At 62.2% G+C, this 16,195-nt stretch carries 12 protein-coding genes and 2 pseudogenes; 11 read left to right on the top strand and 3 right to left on the bottom strand.

Translation table 11 applies throughout. The features are described from left to right. Positions 1 to 124: 124 nt before the first annotated feature. From rpsL to tuf, 4 genes are all read left to right on the top strand, one after another. Positions 125 to 550 (top strand): 30S ribosomal protein S12, encoded by a 426-nt coding sequence (rpsL, locus tag ACZO3G_RS09560; protein ID WP_101549292.1) that lies wholly within the window; start codon positions 125 to 127, stop codon positions 548 to 550. A 129-nt stretch (positions 551 to 679) separates the two neighbouring features. After that, on the top strand, positions 680 to 1,150 hold the full coding sequence (gene rpsG / locus ACZO3G_RS09555; protein WP_172439157.1) for a 30S ribosomal protein S7: 471 nt from the start codon (positions 680 to 682) through the stop codon (positions 1,148 to 1,150). Between the two features lie 113 nt (positions 1,151 to 1,263). Then, positions 1,264 to 3,348 carry an elongation factor G gene (fusA, locus tag ACZO3G_RS09550; protein WP_101549296.1) on the top strand — a complete coding sequence of 695 codons (2,085 nt, stop codon included), beginning with the start codon at positions 1,264 to 1,266 and terminating at the stop codon, positions 3,346 to 3,348. A 119-nt stretch (positions 3,349 to 3,467) separates the two neighbouring features. Further along, on the top strand, positions 3,468 to 4,670 hold the full coding sequence (gene tuf, locus ACZO3G_RS09545) for an elongation factor Tu (protein ID WP_101549297.1): 1,203 nt from the start codon (positions 3,468 to 3,470) through the stop codon (positions 4,668 to 4,670). Positions 4,671 to 4,782: 112 nt separating this feature from the next. Here the strand turns inward: tuf and ACZO3G_RS09540 are convergent, their stop codons facing one another. From ACZO3G_RS09540 to ACZO3G_RS09530, 3 genes and pseudogenes are all read right to left on the bottom strand, one after another. Beyond that, a complete protein-coding gene (locus ACZO3G_RS09540) occupies positions 4,783 to 5,622 on the bottom strand; it encodes a YjjW family glycine radical enzyme activase (protein ID WP_276872654.1) in 840 nt (279 codons plus the stop codon). Next, positions 5,619 to 7,121: a YjjI family glycine radical enzyme gene (locus ACZO3G_RS09535; RefSeq protein WP_276872656.1), complete on the bottom strand. Its 1,503-nt coding sequence runs from the start codon at positions 7,119 to 7,121 to the stop codon at positions 5,619 to 5,621. The genes ACZO3G_RS09540 and ACZO3G_RS09535 overlap by 4 nt, the downstream gene beginning before the upstream one ends. Before the next feature lie 53 nt (positions 7,122 to 7,174). After that, positions 7,175 to 7,732 (bottom strand): annotated as a pseudogene (locus ACZO3G_RS09530) (Crp/Fnr family transcriptional regulator); the annotation flags it as partial. A gap of 621 nt (positions 7,733 to 8,353) precedes the next feature. Between ACZO3G_RS09530 and ACZO3G_RS09525 the strand changes: the two are divergent. From ACZO3G_RS09525 to ACZO3G_RS09495, 7 genes and pseudogenes are all read left to right on the top strand, one after another. Next, positions 8,354 to 8,779: pseudogene (locus tag ACZO3G_RS09525) on the top strand (cytidine deaminase); the annotation flags it as partial. A 64-nt stretch (positions 8,780 to 8,843) separates the two neighbouring features. Beyond that, a complete protein-coding gene (locus ACZO3G_RS09520; RefSeq protein WP_276872658.1) occupies positions 8,844 to 9,959 on the top strand; it encodes a BMP family ABC transporter substrate-binding protein in 1,116 nt (371 codons plus the stop codon). Between the two features lie 191 nt (positions 9,960 to 10,150). Next, the gene (locus ACZO3G_RS09515) at positions 10,151 to 11,686 is read left to right on the top strand and encodes an ABC transporter ATP-binding protein (RefSeq protein ID WP_276872660.1); all 1,536 of its coding nucleotides are present in this window, start codon (positions 10,151 to 10,153) and stop codon (positions 11,684 to 11,686) included. After that, positions 11,683 to 12,810, top strand: a complete 1,128-nt coding sequence (locus ACZO3G_RS09510) for an ABC transporter permease (protein WP_276872662.1) — start codon at positions 11,683 to 11,685, stop codon at positions 12,808 to 12,810. The genes ACZO3G_RS09515 and ACZO3G_RS09510 overlap by 4 nt, the downstream gene beginning before the upstream one ends. Next, on the top strand, positions 12,800 to 13,726 hold the full coding sequence (locus ACZO3G_RS09505) for an ABC transporter permease (protein WP_276872664.1): 927 nt from the start codon (positions 12,800 to 12,802) through the stop codon (positions 13,724 to 13,726). The genes ACZO3G_RS09510 and ACZO3G_RS09505 overlap by 11 nt, the downstream gene beginning before the upstream one ends. A gap of 135 nt (positions 13,727 to 13,861) precedes the next feature. Beyond that, complete coding sequence (locus ACZO3G_RS09500) at positions 13,862 to 14,965, top strand: PfkB family carbohydrate kinase (protein WP_276872668.1); 1,104 nt, start codon at positions 13,862 to 13,864, stop codon at positions 14,963 to 14,965. A gap of 30 nt (positions 14,966 to 14,995) precedes the next feature. Then, positions 14,996 to 15,919, top strand: a complete 924-nt coding sequence (locus ACZO3G_RS09495; RefSeq protein ID WP_101549314.1) for a pseudouridine-5'-phosphate glycosidase — start codon at positions 14,996 to 14,998, stop codon at positions 15,917 to 15,919. The last annotated feature ends 276 nt before the right edge of the window (positions 15,920 to 16,195 follow it).

Here is a 16,195-nt window from a genome sequence, read left to right as displayed (position 1 = left end):
AGATGCGAGCGGAAGAGCTATAATTAAAAACTGTGAGATTGACCCATTTACCAGATTTCACCGGGGCGGAGCGCCAGCTTCGCCCCGTGGAAATAAAGTCTATTATTATGTAAGGAGGTGCAATATGCCAACCTTTAACCAGCTCGTTCGTAAGGGTAGAGAGGTTACCGCAAAGAAATCCACGGCTCCTGCGCTGCTGAAAGGATGGAACGCCAAGAAACGCGTCGCCATCGATCAGACTTCTCCGCAGAAGCGCGGCGTCTGCACGGCGATCCGTACTTCGACCCCGAAAAAACCGAACTCTGCGCTGCGGAAAGTCGCCAGGGTCAGGCTGTCCAACGGATTTGAGGTTACGTCCTACATTCCGGGTATCGGCCACAACCTTCAGGAACACAGCGTGGTGCTGATCCGTGGCGGACGTGTCAGGGATCTGCCTGGCGTTCGTTACCACATCGTTCGTGGTACGCTCGACGCGCAAGGTGTCGCGAAGAGGATGCAGGCCCGTTCCAAGTACGGTGCGAAGCGTCCGAAGGCTGGTGCCAAGAAGTAATAAAACAACTGATAATCTGCCAGTTTCAGGCTAACATATAGATGTGTGCAGCCGGGATTGGCACGAACGGGAGTTTTGTCACTTTCGAGTACCAATGATTTCATACTAATTATGAAGGAGGGAAGCGAAGTGCCAAGAAGAGGTCAAATTGCAAAACGTGACGTTTTGCCTGACCCGCTGTACAATTCCAAGCTGGTGACACGCCTGATCAACAACATCATGTATGACGGCAAAAAGGGCGTGGCGCAGAAGATTGTATACGGTGCATTCGACATTGTCAAGGAAAAGACCGGCAAAGACCCGCTGGAGGCGTTCGAGCAGTCGATGGAAAACATCATGCCCGTGCTGGAGGTCAAGGCCCGCCGTGTCGGCGGCGCGACTTACCAGGTGCCTATGGAGGTCCGGCCGGAGCGCCGTCAGACCCTGGGCCTGCGGTGGCTCTGCACCTATTCGCGCAACCGCGGCGAGAAGACCATGAGAGAGCGCCTTGCCGGCGAGATCATGGATTCTCTCAACCAGCAGGGCGGCGCGGTCAAGAAACGCGAGGATACCCACAAGATGGCCGAAGCCAACAAGGCGTTCGCACATTATCGCTGGTAATCCGCTTTCTTTGCGCGGCCGCGTGAGCGGCGGCGCGGAGTATTTTATTTCGTTCCCCGGCGGCGTCAGCATCAGCTGTTCCGGCGTCGGAAAGCAAATTAAGGGAGGACACTATGCCTAGAGACGTATCTCTGGAATTAACCCGCAACATTGGCATAATGGCCCACATTGACGCCGGCAAGACGACGACCACCGAGCGTATCCTGTACTACACAGGCATCAACCACAAGATCGGTGAGACCCACGAGGGCACGGCGACAATGGACTGGATGGCGCAGGAGCAGGAGCGTGGCATCACGATCACCTCCGCCGCGACCACCTGTTATTGGAAGGACCACCGCATCAACATCATCGACACCCCCGGACACGTGGACTTCACCGTCGAGGTCGAGCGCTCGCTGAAAGTGCTCGACGGCTCGGTGACCGTATTCTGCGCCAAGGGCGGCGTCGAGCCGCAGTCGGAGACGGTGTGGCGCCAGGCGAACAAATACCATGTCCCGCGCATGGGATATGTCAATAAGATGGACATCATGGGCGCGGATTTCTACCGCGTCATCGACATGATGCGCCAGCGCCTCAAATGCAACGCCGTCCCGATCCAGCTCCCGATCGGCGCGGAGACCTGGTTCAAGGGCATCATCGACCTTGTCGAGATGAGGGCCGACGTCTATTACGACGACCTCGGAAAGGACATGCGTGTCGAGGAGATCCCCGAGGACATGCGCGAGAAGGCGGAGCAGTACCGCGAGGAGCTGCTCGAGCACCTCTCCGAGTGCGACGAGGCGTTCATGGAGAAGTACCTCGCGGGCGAGGAGATCACCACCGACGAGATCAAGGCGGTGATCCGCAAGTCCACCATCGCCAACACGATGGTCCCCGTCTGCTGCGGCACCTCCTATAAGAACAAGGGCGTCCAGAAGCTGCTCGACGCGATCGTCGACTACATGCCGGCTCCGACCGACATCGAGAACGTGAAGGGCACCAACCCGGAGACCGACCAGGAGGAGGAGCGCAAGGTCAGCGACAACGAGCCGTTCTCCGCGCTCGCTTTTAAGATCGCGACCGACCCCTATGTCGGCAAGCTCTGCTTCTTCCGCGTCTATTCCGGCACGCTGGCGGCCGGCTCGGGCGTCTACAACCCGAACAAGGACGCCACCGAGCGCATCGGGCGCATCCTGCAGATGCACGCCAACCACCGGAAGGACCTTGAGGTTTGCTACTGCGGCGACATCGCCGCGGCGGTCGGGCTCAAGAACACCACCACGGGCGACACGCTCTGCGATCCCAAGCATCCGATCATCCTCGAGTCGATGGAGTTCCCCGAGCCGGTCATCAACCTGGCGATCGAGCCGAAGACCAAGGCCGGCCAGGAGAAGATGGCGATCGGCCTGGGCAAATTGGCCGAGGAGGACCCCACCTTCCGCACCTACACCGATCAGGAGACCGGCCAGACGATCATCGCGGGCATGGGCGAGCTCCATCTGGAGATCATCGTCGACCGCCTGCTGAGGGAATTCAAGGTCGAGGCGAACGTCGGCAAGCCGCAGGTCGCCTACAAGGAGACCATCCGCAAGATGGCCGACGTCGACCACAAATATGCGCGCCAGTCGGGCGGTAAGGGCCAGTACGGACACGTCAAGATCCGCATCGAACCCAACGAGAGCGGCAAGGGCTACGAGTTCGTCAACGCGATCGTGGGCGGCGCCATCCCGAAGGAATACATCGGTCCGATCGACCAGGGTATTCAGGGCGCGATGCAGGCGGGCGTGCTCGCCGGCTATCCGGTCGTCGACGTGAAGGTCACGCTGTACGACGGCTCCTACCACGAGGTCGACTCCTCCGAAATGGCGTTTAAGATCGCCGCTTCGATGGCGTTCAAGATGGCCATGCAGAAGGCCGACCCGGTCCTGCTCGAACCGATCATGAAGGTCTCCGTCACCACGCCGGAGGACTACATGGGCGACGTCATCGGCGACCTGAACAGCCGCCGCGGACAGATCCAGGGCATGGACGCCGTCTTCGGCGCGCAGGAGATCCGGGCGTTCGTCCCGCTCTCCGAGATGTCCGGCTACTCCAACGACCTGCGTTCCAAGACGCAGGGCCGCGGCAACTATGTCATGGAGCCCAGCCACTACATCGAGGTTCCGAAGTCGATCGCGGAAGGAATTATGTCCTCCAGGGGCAAAAAAGCCGAATAAGACTTGCTTTTTCCCCTGCGAATTGGTAGAATACAAGCATCAGGCCCGGCGGACTACCAGCGCCGGCACAGGAATATCCCCGTGAATAAAATTCTTGATCATAAGGGAGGAAATTTTCGATGGCAAAGGCACATTTTGAAAGAAACAAGCCCCATGTCAACATTGGTACGATCGGACACGTCGACCACGGCAAGACCACGCTGACCGCGGCGATCACCAAGGTTCTCGCGATGAAGGGCCAGGCCCAGTTCGAAGCGTATGACATGATCGATAAGGCCCCTGAAGAGAGGGAGCGCGGCATCACCATCAACACCGCGCACGTTGAGTACGAGACCGACAAGCGCCACTACGCGCATGTCGACTGCCCGGGACATGCCGACTACGTCAAGAACATGATCACCGGCGCCGCGCAGATGGACGGCGCGATCCTCGTCGTCTCCTCCGCCGACGGTCCGATGCCCCAGACCCGTGAGCACATCCTGCTTGCCCGTCAGGTCGGCGTTCCCTACATTGTCGTCTATATGAACAAGGTCGACCAGGTCGACGATCCCGAGCTGCTCGAGCTCGTCGAGATGGAAATCCGTGAGCTGCTCTCCAGCTACGACTTCCCCGGCGACGACATCCCCATCATCAAGGGCTCCGCGCTGCAGGCCCTCGAGTGCACCAGCACCGACCCGAGCGCGCCCGAGTATGCCAGCATCCTCGAGCTCATGGACGCTGTCGACGAGTATATCCCGACTCCGGAGCGCAAGGCCGACCTGCCGTTCCTGATGCCCGTTGAGGACGTCTTCACCATCACCGGCCGCGGCACCGTCGCCACCGGCCGTGTCGAGCGTGGCCAGCTGAAGACTGGCGACGAGGTCGAGATCGTCGGTCTTTCCGACGAGAAGAAGAAGACCGTCGTTACCGGCATCGAGATGTTCCGCAAGATCCTCGACTACGCCGAGGCCGGCGACAACATCGGCGCCCTGCTCCGCGGCATTCAGCGCACCGAGATCGAGCGCGGCCAGGTTCTCTGCAAACCCGGCTCGATCCATCCGTACACCAAGTTCCGCGGCCAGGTCTACATCCTGAAAAAGGAAGAGGGCGGCCGTCACACCCCGTTCTTCAACAACTATCGTCCGCAGTTCTATTTCCGTACCACCGACGTGACCGGCGTCGTCTCCCTGCCTGAGGGCATCGAGATGTGCATGCCTGGCGACAACGTCGAGATGGACGTTGAGCTGATCACCGAGATCGCGATCGAGGAAGGCCTCCGCTTCGCGATTCGTGAGGGCGGCCGTACCGTTGGTTCGGGCGTTGTCATCAAGATCAACGAATAAGATCCCATAAAGAAGCGGCCGCCCGTCCGGGCGGCCGCTTTTTGTCCTTTGGCGTGAAAGGGAAAAGGCCCCGCGCCTGCAGAACGCAGGCGCGGGGCCTCTTTGATCTGATTCAGATGAGCCGGATCTCCCGGAAGCCGGCCCCGCGGGCAAGTTCGCCCAGCCGCTCGATCGTCTCCCGGCTGGGGGAGGGGTGGTTTTCCAGCCGCCCGCGCACCCCCTGGGGGCGGAAGGTGATGAGCTTGAGACGGGTTTCGGCGGCACGCGGCCCGAGCGTCTCCGCGGCGCCCGCGATGACCGCCTCTGCGTCCACAAGGCCGTCGACGACCACGAGGCGCAGTTCTTCCAGCTTGCCTGTCTCGGAGAGGAAGGCGAGGTTCTTTTTGACGGCGGCGTTGTCCGCGCCGGTAAGCGCCCGGTGGACGGCGGGGTCCCAGCTTTTCACGTCCAGCATGACGCCGTCGCAGACCTCCATGAGCGCGGGGTGCCGCGCGAGGTCCGCCGTGCCGTTGCTGTCCATGAGGCAGGTGAGCCCCCGCTCCTTCGCAAGGGTGAAGAGCCCGGTCAAAAAGCCGGGGTAGAGGGAGCATTCCCCGCCCGAGACGGTGATGCCCCGGATGAAGGGGATGTTTCGGGAAACACGCTCCATCGCGTCCTCCGGCGTCATCCAGAGGACGCGCGGGGAGGCGTGGTGGGAGCAGGTGCGGATGCAGCTGTCGCACCAGGCGCAGAGCGCCTCGTCCCAGACGACACGCCCGTCGACCATCGAGAGGGCGCCCGCCGGGCAGCCCGGCACGCAGTCGCCGCAGTGGACGCACATCCGCTGCGTCTCGGGATTGTGGCAGTAGGCGCAGGCGATGTTGCAGCCCTGCACGAAGATGGAGGTCCGGCTGCCCGGGCCGTCCACCGTGCTGAAGGGGATGATTCGGTTGACCGGAGCGGCGTTTTTCATGCCATCCGCACCTTGCGTTCCGCCAGCCGGTTCACGTCGTAGTTGGGCGCGCCCAGCTGGGTCGTGTTCTTGAGGACGACCTGGTGGTTGCGGTATTTCTCCATCTCGCTGCGCTTGACCAGGTAGCCGGTGATGCGCACGAGGTCGGTGTCGGCCGAATAGAAGCTCATGTACTGCACGCCGGTCTGGAAGGCGCCCTTGACCACGTCGAGCAGCGCGGCCGGGTTCTGGGTCACGTTGGAGGCGATAGGGAAGATGTCGCCCACGCCGGTGGGGAAGTACTTGTGGAAGCGGGCGCAGTGGCGCAGATGGTCGGAGAAGGAATCCGGCTCGCCGCCCACGGGGATGCGCACGCCCGACGTGATGCCGAGGTCGGAATCGAGACCCACCTGCGCGTGCAGCATGAATTTGTTGCCGGAGATGGGGGAGTAGGCCGCCGTGAAGGTGGGGACGATGCGCGCGATGGCGTCCATGATCCGCTGCCCGAGATCATCCGCCTCGGGATCGCGGCCGTAGACCTTCCCCTGGTCGGCCATCAGCGCGTTGACGCACTCGGCCAGACCGGTCACGCCGAACATAGGCAGGAAGCGGTCGGGGGAAAGCAGGCCCTCCTTCACGAGGAAGTTGGACTCAAAGAAGCCGGACTGCTCGACGATGAAGCGGATGCGCTCGTTCATGTAATCGGCGATGAGGCCAAGGCATTCGGGCAGAAGCTCCCCGATAAACTGCTCCTCGTTCACCGCCTCCTTGACCAGCTCGGTCAGGGTGACGCGGGTGAGGGTGTAGGCCCCGCCGCAGATCGGCAGGATGTTGTAGCAGCTGGCCACGCCGTAACGGTCGAAGGGGGCGCGGTTGGCCACGTCGTTGCAGATGGCCGGGTTGGAGCAGGCGAGCGAGCACTCAATGGCCTCCTCCATGAAGTCGTCGGGCGTGACGGCCGGATCGTATTTGATGGTCATGTTCGGCACCGTGTTGGCGAGCTCCTTCTCCACCTTGAGGATCAGCCGTCCGGCCCTCGTGTCCCTGGGGCCGAGGTTGGCGTGGCAGAAGGAGTCGGTGATGGTGCGGTCAAGGTAGTTGAGGAAGAGGCGCAGCTTCTTGCAGATATCCTCGTCGGAGAGCCCGTCGAGGAAGGGGTCGATGAGCGTGTCGAGGCTGCCCAGATAGACCGGGAAGTTGGTGATCGACGGCACGTGGCGGTAGAGGATCATCAGGGCGTTGAGCAGCTCGTCGAGGTCCTTGGGCGGGTCCACGCGCAAAAACGCGCTGCCGTTTTTGACGAATTTTTCATAGTCGGGCAGGATGTAGCGCGGACGGTAGGGCGCGCCGCCCTCAAAGAGGTCGTTGATGGCGCCCGTCTCGAAGAAATGCCTGGTGCGCGGCGGGATATTCAGCACGTCCAGCGAGTTTTCCGCCGCCTTCGCAAGCTGCATGAGCTTCTGCTCATGGGTGAGTTCGCGGGATGTTACAATTTTGCGGATATTTTCCAGATCAACCATAATCAAATCCTCCATTCATCCACTGTCGATATGTGAATTGTTTTGTTACAGCATTATCGCCCGATCCGCAGGGCCAGCTCCCTGCGCATCCGCTGCTCCTGCTGCGGCGAGACGGTGATCTTGCCGCGCCGCACGGTCAGGAATCCGTCCTGCTCGAGGCGGCGGATGCTGCGGTTGATGGTGCGCACGCAGAAGCCGGTTTCCTCACAGATGGCGGAACGGGTCATCTCCACGACGACCGGCTCCCCGTCCTCCGCGGGATTTCGCGTGCAAAAGCCGGTCAAAAACTGCAGCAGCCGGCTTTCGCTGTCCAGGAAGAGGAAGCTGCGCTCCCGGTCCGCCTGAAGCAGCAGGCTCTGCATGACCGCCCGCACCCGGGAGAGCATGATGCCGCTGTCCGACAGAATCCACTGCATATAGCTGGAGGCGGGCAGCCGCAGCAGGCGGCAGCGGGTCTTCGCCTGCACCTGCGCAAAAAAGCGGTCGGCGCCGGAGAGCGCCTCGTATTCCCCGAAAAACTCGATCGCGTCGAAATCGGAGAAGGTGTAGGTGGCGTAGCCGGGCTGGATGCCCGAGACGGTGACGCGCCCCTCGAGCAGCACGCAGACGGAGCCGCAGGGGTTCGTCCTGGCGGATGATGTGCTCGCCCGCGCGGGCCTCGGCCGTCAGCACGGGGGCGTCGGACGGAAAGCCCGCGAAGAGCTTGCGCAGACGGGCCGCCAGCGGCATGGGTTCTGATTGTAGCCAGTCGGCAAACTGCATCCGTTTTCCGCTCCTCTCAACGCGCGGCCATTCGGGCCGGGGAGGCCGCGTTTTGTGCTTTTCGTTCCTCCATGTTTATTATAGCAACGCTGAAAACGGAAAAAAAGGACACGAGTCCCTTTTTGGATTCTTTGTAGGCATGCACAGCGAACAAGCGGTATGACTGTACGTTTTGCCCAAGCGGAATGGAAAGTTCCGGATTGAAAAAGTGTAATTTGTCCTAAGCAGAAGTTTTGTAGCCTGTGCCAAAAAAGAAAGCCAATATCTGCAATTTCTGAAAAATTTAGAAAGATAGCCTTTACATTTCGAGCGGCTGTGTTATACTGAAACCGTAATCGGTGGGACAAACTGCCCACTTGGAACCGGTGTTTTCCATCTTCGGCGCGTAGGCGCGGCGAGCGGAAAAGCCGGATTTTTTGTAAGCGGAGCGGAGGCGGAAAGCCGCCTCCCATGCGGGAAAGGACGCTGCTGAAATGGATAAGAAAGAATTGGTGCGCCTGGCGATCGAAGCGCGGGAGAGCAGTTATTCCCCCTATTCGAATTTCCGCGTCGGCGCGGCGCTGCTCACTTCGGGCGGCAAGGTCTACCAGGGCTGCAATGTGGAAAACGCCTCCTACGGCGCGGGCATCTGCGCCGAGCGCAACGCCGCCCTGCGGGCGGTCTTCGAGGGGGAGAAGCGTTTCGCGGAGATCGCGGTCGTCGGCTGGCACCGCGACGCGAAGCCGGAGGAGCGGGGCTACGCCTTCCCCTGCGGCATCTGCCGCCAGTTCCTGCGGGAATTCGCCGTGCCGGGCATGAAGGTCTATGTGGCCGTGAGCGAAAAGGAAGCGGATATCCGGGAGTATACGCTGGAGCAGCTGCTGCCCGAATCCTTCGGTCCCGAGGACCTGCTTTGATAACGGTTTGATCCTGCCGGTTTCCGCCGGCAGATTCATTCAAAATGCAATAAAGGAGAAAATTATGAAAAAGACGAAATTACTGAGTACGATTCTGGCTATGGTTCTCGTCGCCGGCATGCTCGCCGCGTGCGGCGGCACCCCCGAGACCCCGTCCTCCACGGCGCCCGCCGAGACGGCCCCCTCCGCCGAGCCCGCTGAGGAGCCCGCGGACGACGCCGCTCCGACCGACGGAGCATTTTCCGCCGCGCTCGTCACCGACGTCGGCGGAATCAACGACCAGTCCTTCAACCAGTCCGCCTGGGAGGGCATGCAGCGCCTCGAGAGCGACAAGGGCGTCAAGGTCAGCTTCCTCGAGTCCAAGAAGGACGCCGACTACGCGCCCAACCTGGCCAAGGTCACCGACGACGCGCCGGACATCGTCTGGGGCATCGGCTTCCTGATGAAGGACGCGCTGGCCGCGGCCGCCGAGAGCAACCCCGACCAGCGCTACGCGCTCGTCGACGACGTCTTTGAGGACGGCCAGTACCCGAACGCCATCGGCGTGCAGTTCCAGGCGGAGCAGTCCTCCTTCCTGGTCGGCTACATCGCCGCCCACAAGACCGAGACGAACCATGTCGGCTTCCTGCTCGGCATGGAGAGCCCCGTCATGGACCGCTTCAAATACGGCTATGAGGCCGGCGTGCGCTACGGCGCCAAGGAGCTCGGCAAGGAGATCCAGTATGACTTCGCGCTGGCCGAGAGCTTCAGCGACACCGCCAAGGGCAAGGCCATGGCGCAGAAGATGTACACCGACGGCGCCGACGTGATCTTCCACGCGGCCGGCCAGACGGGCAGCGGCGCCATCGAGGCCGCCAAAGAGATGAACAAGATGGTCATCGGCGTCGACCTTGACCAGAACTTCTTGGCTCCCGACAACGTCATCACCTCCGCGCTGAAGAACGTCGGCAACGCTGTTTACGACATCACCGGGCGCATCATGGACGGCGAAGAGCTGGGCGGCACCAACGTCACCATGGGCCTGGCGGAAGGCGGCGTGGGCATCGCCCCCTCCTCCGACAAGCACCTGTCCGCCGAGCTGCTCGCCCAGGTGGACGAACTGCAGCAGAAGATCATCGACGGCGAGATCGTTGTCCCCTACACCCAGGAGGACTTCGACGCCTTCGTGGCCAACCTGTAAGATTCGCCTGTAGAGCGTTATTTGCCCGCGGGGGCTTTTGCCCCCGCGGGCCCAAAAGGGCTGTTATGGCAGATGGAACCCCTTGCGGGTTTCCTGCGGCAGCCCTTTTTTAGCCAGGGGGCGCGGACGCGCTTCCCGGCCCGCCGCGGCCGGGACCCTGATGCAGATTGTTGTTGGCGAGGAGGCAGGTTATGGAAGCGGGAACCCCCCAATACGCGGTCCAGATGAAGCAGATCTGCAAGTATTTCGGCAGCTTCTGCGCGTTGGATCATGTGGATTTGAATGTCAGAAAAGGTACGATCCACGCGCTGCTCGGTGAGAACGGCGCGGGGAAATCCACGCTCATGAACATCCTGTACGGCTTCTACCGGGCGGACGAGGGGGAGATCCTCCTCAACGGGGAGCCGGTGGAGGTCAAGAACCCGAGCGTGGCGATCAAACACGGCATCGGCATGGTCCACCAGCACTTCATGCTGGTGGAGAATTTCACCGTCACACAGAATATCATGCTCGGCGCGGAGACCACGAAGGGCTTCGACGTGCTGGACCTCGAGTCGGTCAAGGCGCAGATCCGGGAGCTCTCCGAACGGTATGGCCTCTATGTGGACCCCGACGCCAAGATCCAGGACGTTTCGGTCGGCATGCAGCAGAGGGTGGAGATCCTGAAAGCCCTCTACCGCGGCGTGGATATCCTGATCCTCGACGAGCCCACGGCGGTTCTGACCCCGCAGGAGATCGAGGAACTGATCGAAATCATGCACCGCCTGGTCGGAGACGGCAAGACGGTCATCATCATCACCCACAAGCTGCGCGAGATCAAGCAGTCCTCCGACTACTGCACCATCATCCGCCGGGGCCACTATGTGGACACGGTGTCGGTCGCGGAGGAGAGCGAGGAGGACCTGGCCACGAAGATGGTCGGGCGCGAGGTCACGCTGCACATCGAAAAAAAGCCCGCCACACCCGGCGACGTGGTGTTTTCCATCGAGGACCTCACCGTCAGGGACAACCGCGGCATCGAAAAGCTGCGCGGCCTCTCCCTGAACGTGCACAAGGGCGAGATCCTCGGCATTGCCGGCATCGACGGCAACGGCCAGAAGGAGCTCGTCGAGGCGATCACCTGCCTGACCCGCTGCGACGGGGGCAGGATCGTGATCAACGGCGCCGAGATTCAGAACACGACGACGCGCAACGTGCTCGACCACGGCATCTGCACCATCCATGAGGACCGCCACAAGCGCGGGCTGGTGCTGAGCTTTTCGGTGGCGGAGAACATGGTGATCGAAAACTACCGCAAACCCCCTTTTTCCAAGGGCATCGTGCTGAATTTCCCCAAGATTCAGGAGAACGCCCAGAAGCTCATCGGGGAGTTTGACGTGCGGCCCGCCGACTGCGTGCGGACCGAGGCGCGCGCCCTGTCGGGCGGCAACCAGCAGAAGGTGATCATCGCGCGCGAGGTGACCAACGACCCCGACCTGCTGATCGCGGTCCAGCCCACACGCGGACTGGACGTGGGCGCCATTGAATTTGTACATAAGTCGCTGGTGGAGCAGCGGGACCACGGCAAAGCGGTGCTGCTCATCAGCCTGGAGCTTGACGAGGTCATGGACCTGTCCGACCGCATCAATGTGCTCTATAACGGCAGGATCGTCGGCGAAATGGACGCCGCGGGCGCCGATGAAAAGGAAATCGGCCTGCTGATGGCGGGAGGGGGGAACCAGACATGAGGGATCGACTCATCAAGCTGCTCAAAAAACCGATGACCGGGATCCTCATTTCGGTGCTGATCGGCTTCATTGTCGGCGCGGTGGTGCTGGCGGTGGCCGGCTACAACCCGCTGGAGGCCTACGGCGCGATGTTCGCCGGCATGTTCCGGAAGCCGAAATACGTCTCCCAGATCGTCATCAACGCCGTGCCGATCATCCTGACCGGTCTATCGGTCTCCTTCGCCTACAAGAGCGGGCTTTTCAACATCGGCGCGGAGGGGCAGTACATGATCGGCACCGTGACCGCCGCGCTGGTGGGCCGCTACTTCCTGCTGCCGATGGGCGTCCATCCGGCGGTGGTCCTGCTGCTGGCCTTCCTCTTCGGCGGGCTGTTCGGCGGGCTGGCCGGGTGGCTCAAGGCCCGGTTCGGCGTGCATGAGGTCATCTCCACCATCATGCTCAACTGGATCGCCCTCTACTTCAACAACTTCATCCTCACGCTGCCCGGTGTGAAGAAGCCCGGCTCTCAGGCCTCCTACGAGGTCGCGGACACCGCGAAGCTGCTTTTCCTGGGGGACTGGAAGAAGTCGGAAGCGGGCAAGGAGTTCATCAAGTCGAACGCATTCTGGGGCGATTTCCTGCGCACCGACCTGCACTGGGGCATTCTGCTCGCGCTTGTGGTCGTGCTGCTCGCCTGGTACTACCTCAACCATACGACCAAGGGCTTTGAGCTGCGCGCGGTCGGCGCCAACAAGGACGCCGCCGAATTTGCCGGCATCGGCGTCAAGAAGAACATGGTCATGGCCATGTTCATTTCAGGCGGTATCGCGGCGCTGGCGGGCGCCATCCAGATCCTCGGCACCAATCCCTTCCGCATCAGCGTGCTGCCGGTCACCGAGGGTTACGGCTGGGACGGCATCTCCGTCTCGCTGATCGCAAACAACAATCCGCTCGGCTGCGTGCTCTCCGGCCTGCTGTTCAGCGGGCTCAAGTACGGGGGCGGCTCCATCCAGTCGGAAATCGGCGCGCCGAGCGAGATCATCAACATTATGATCGGCTCCATCGTCTTCTGCGTGGCGCTGGTCTCCATCTACCCGATGATCGCCGAACGGCTCAAGAGAAGGGGTGGTTCACATGTTGAATAACATCCTGCTTGCCATCAATATCACCCTGATGTATTCGGCGCCCCTCATCTTCGCGGCGCTCGGCGGGGTCATCACCCAGCGTTCCGGTGTGGACAACATCGGCATCGAGGGCATGATGACGATCGGCGCGTTCGTCGCCACCGCGGTGGGGTACTTCACCGGGAGCCCGTGGCTCGGATTTTTGATCGGCGGGCTGGCGGGGGCCGCCATGGCGGTGCTCCATGCGGTGGCTTCCATCCACCTGCAGGGCAACCAGACCATCTCCGGCGTCGCCATCAACTTTATCGGCCTGGGGCTGGCGCTCTTCCTGTCGCGGCTCTTCTTCGACGGCGCGACCCAGACCCAGCCGGTGCCCAAAAAGCTGCCGAAGATCCTGTCGCTGCTCGGGATGGACACCTCCAACCTGACCATCAACGCCATCAACATCGACATCACGGTGCCGCTGGCCATCCTGCTGACCGTCGCCATGTGGTTCTTCCTCTACAAGACCAAATGGGGCCTCCGGGTGCTGGCCTGCGGCGAGCATCCCGCGGCGGCCGATTCGCTCGGCGTCAACATCTACGTGATCCGCTACGTCTGCTGCATCCTCTCGGGCCTTCTCGCCGGCTTCGGCGGCGCGGCCATGACGCTGGCGGTCGTCTCCAACTTCAGCCCGACGGTCATTTCCGGCCACGGCTTCATCGCGCTGGCCGCCGTGATCTTCGGCAAGTGGACCCCGCAGGGGGCGCTGCGCGCCTGCCTGCTCTTCGGCTTCGCCCAGGCGATGGTGGTCATGCTCGGCGGGATGGATTACATCCCCTCCCAGCTGCTTGCCATGCTGCCCTATGTGCTCACAATGGTGGTGCTCGTGCTCTTCGTCGGCCGTTCGGAGGCCCCGAAGGCCAACGGCGTGCCCTACCGCAAGGGCGAACGGTAACCCCCGATTGTTTAAAAACGCCCCCGCGAAAGCGGGGGCGTTTTTTTCTTTTTTTGTCTTGACAAAGCGCGGTTGGCCTGCTAGAATATAAGCATAAGATTAATTAAATAAACATATGTTTAAGGGGCGAGAAGCATGATCACTGAACGCGAGCGGCAGATTCTGCGCTGGATAGAGGATAACCCGCTGATTTCCCAGCAGGAGCTGGCCGCGCGGGCCGGGATCGCCCGTTCGTCGGTCGCGGTGCACATCTCCAACCTGATGAAGAAGGGCTTCATTCAGGGTAAGGGCTACCTGCTGCAGAAAAATCCCTATATCGTGGTGGTGGGCGGCGCCAATATGGACATCAGCGGCCGTCCGGACGCCCCGCTCGTGGCGCAGGATTCCAACCCCGGCAAGGTGCGGCTGTCGCCGGGCGGCGTGGCGCGCAACATCGCCCACAACCTGGCGCTGCTGGGGGAGGACGTCAAGCTCATCACGGCCTTCGGGGACGACCCCCACGCCAACCAGCTTGCAGAGGGCTGCCGCCGTCTGGGGATCGATGTGAACGACACCCTGACCGTGCCGGGCGGGACGACCTCCACCTACCTGTTCATCGCCGACCACACCGGCGAGATGCAGCTCGCGATCAACGAGATGGACATCTACGAGGAGCTCACGCCGCGCTTTTTCGAGAGCAAGATGGACCTGATCAACCGCGCGAGCCTGTGCATCATGGACACCAATCTGCCGGAGGAGAGCCTGCGGTTCCTGGCGGAAAACTGCCGTTGCCCGCTCTTCGCCGACACCGTCTCCACCGTCAAGGCGAAAAAGCTGGCCGGGCTCTTCTACAAGATCCACACGATCAAGCCCAACCTCCTTGAGGCGCAGCTTTTGACCGGTATCGAGATCCGCGACGAGGATTCGCTCCGCCGCGCCGCCCGCCGCTTTCTGGACATGGGGGTCGAGCAGGTGTTCCTCTCCCTCGGCTCCAAGGGCGTTTTCTGCGCCGACCGCCACGAGCAGTTCCACCTGCCCGCCTATCCCTCCCACATGGTCAACAGCACCGGCGCCGGCGACAGCTTCATGGCAGCGCTCGCCTGGGGCTGGCGGCAGGGCTTTTCGCTGCGGGACTGCGCCAAGGCCGGGCTGGCCGCGGCCGACATCTGCATCGAAAGCGCCGAGACGATCAGTCCGCGCATCAGCGCGGAATCCATCCTGGCAATCACGGGGGCGCCCACACCGACCCCCGATGAATAAATCAAATTGACGAGAAGGAGTGTCCGTATCATGAACCGTCTTGAAAAATACCTCGAAGTTTCCCCCCGTATCCGGGAGGCCCTCGACAACAACCGTCCGGTGGTCACGCTGGAATCCACCATCATCTCTCACGGCATGCCCTATCCGCGCAACGTCGAAACCGCCCTCAAGGTGGAGGAGGTCGTCCGGAGCTGCGGCGCCGAACCCGCGACGGTGGCCGTCATCGGCGGCAAGCTGAAGGTGGGCATCTCGGAGGAGGAGATCACTCATCTGGGCAAGAAGGGGCTCGGCGTCATCAAGGCCAGCCGCCGCGATCTGCCGGTGCTCTGCGCCCGCGGCGAGGACGGCGCCACCACGGTGGCCGCCACGATGATCCTCTCCGCGCTGGCCGGGGTCCAGGTCTTCGCCACTGGCGGCGTGGGCGGCGTGCACCGCGGCGCCGAGACGACGATGGACATCTCCGCCGACCTGGAGGAGCTGGCCGAAACCCCCGTCATGGTGGTCTGCGCCGGCGCCAAGTCGATCCTTGACCTCGGGCTCACGCTCGAATACCTGGAGACGAAGGGCGTCACCGTGCTGGGCTACCAGACGGAGGAGCTTCCCGCCTTCTATACGCGCAAGAGCGGTTTCAAGGTCGATTACCGCATGGATACCCCCGAGGAGATTGCGGCGGCGTTTTCTGCCAAGGAGGACCTGGGACTCCGCGGCGGCATGCTGGTCACCAACCCCATCCCCGAGCAGTACGCCATGGACCACGACTACATCTCCCGCACCATCGAGGACGCCTGCGCCGAGGCCGCGCAGAAGGGCGTCAAGGGCAAGGAGCTGACTCCCTTCCTGCTCGACCGGATCCAGCAGATCACCGCCGGCAAGAGCCTCGAAGCCAACATCGAGCTTGTGTATAACAACGCGCGGCTGGCCTCGCGGATCGCGGTTGAGCTCTGCAAAAAATAAAGGCGGCATTTGCCGCCCGTGAGCGGCGGAGGTTGCCGCGCTGCGACGGCCCGCAGGCCTAGTGCCGGAGGCGTGTCCCGCCGACGGCCGCCCGGCGGAATCCTCTTGAGTTTACCTCGCTGCGCCCGGCGGGGCTATCGCGGGAATTGCCGCTTTCCAAGCGGCAAGAAATACGAGCGCGTTCCGCCGCGCGGCACGGGTTCCTTTTCGGACGGACGAAAAGGAACCAAAAGTCCGCCTAAGAACCCTCCGCCTTGGGCGGCCTGCCCGGGCTGT

The sequence above is a fragment of the Anaerotruncus sp. genome (genome assembly GCF_057433415.1).
Note: the sequence above shows the minus strand (reverse complement) of the source record. Positions and strands in the feature narration are given on the sequence as shown.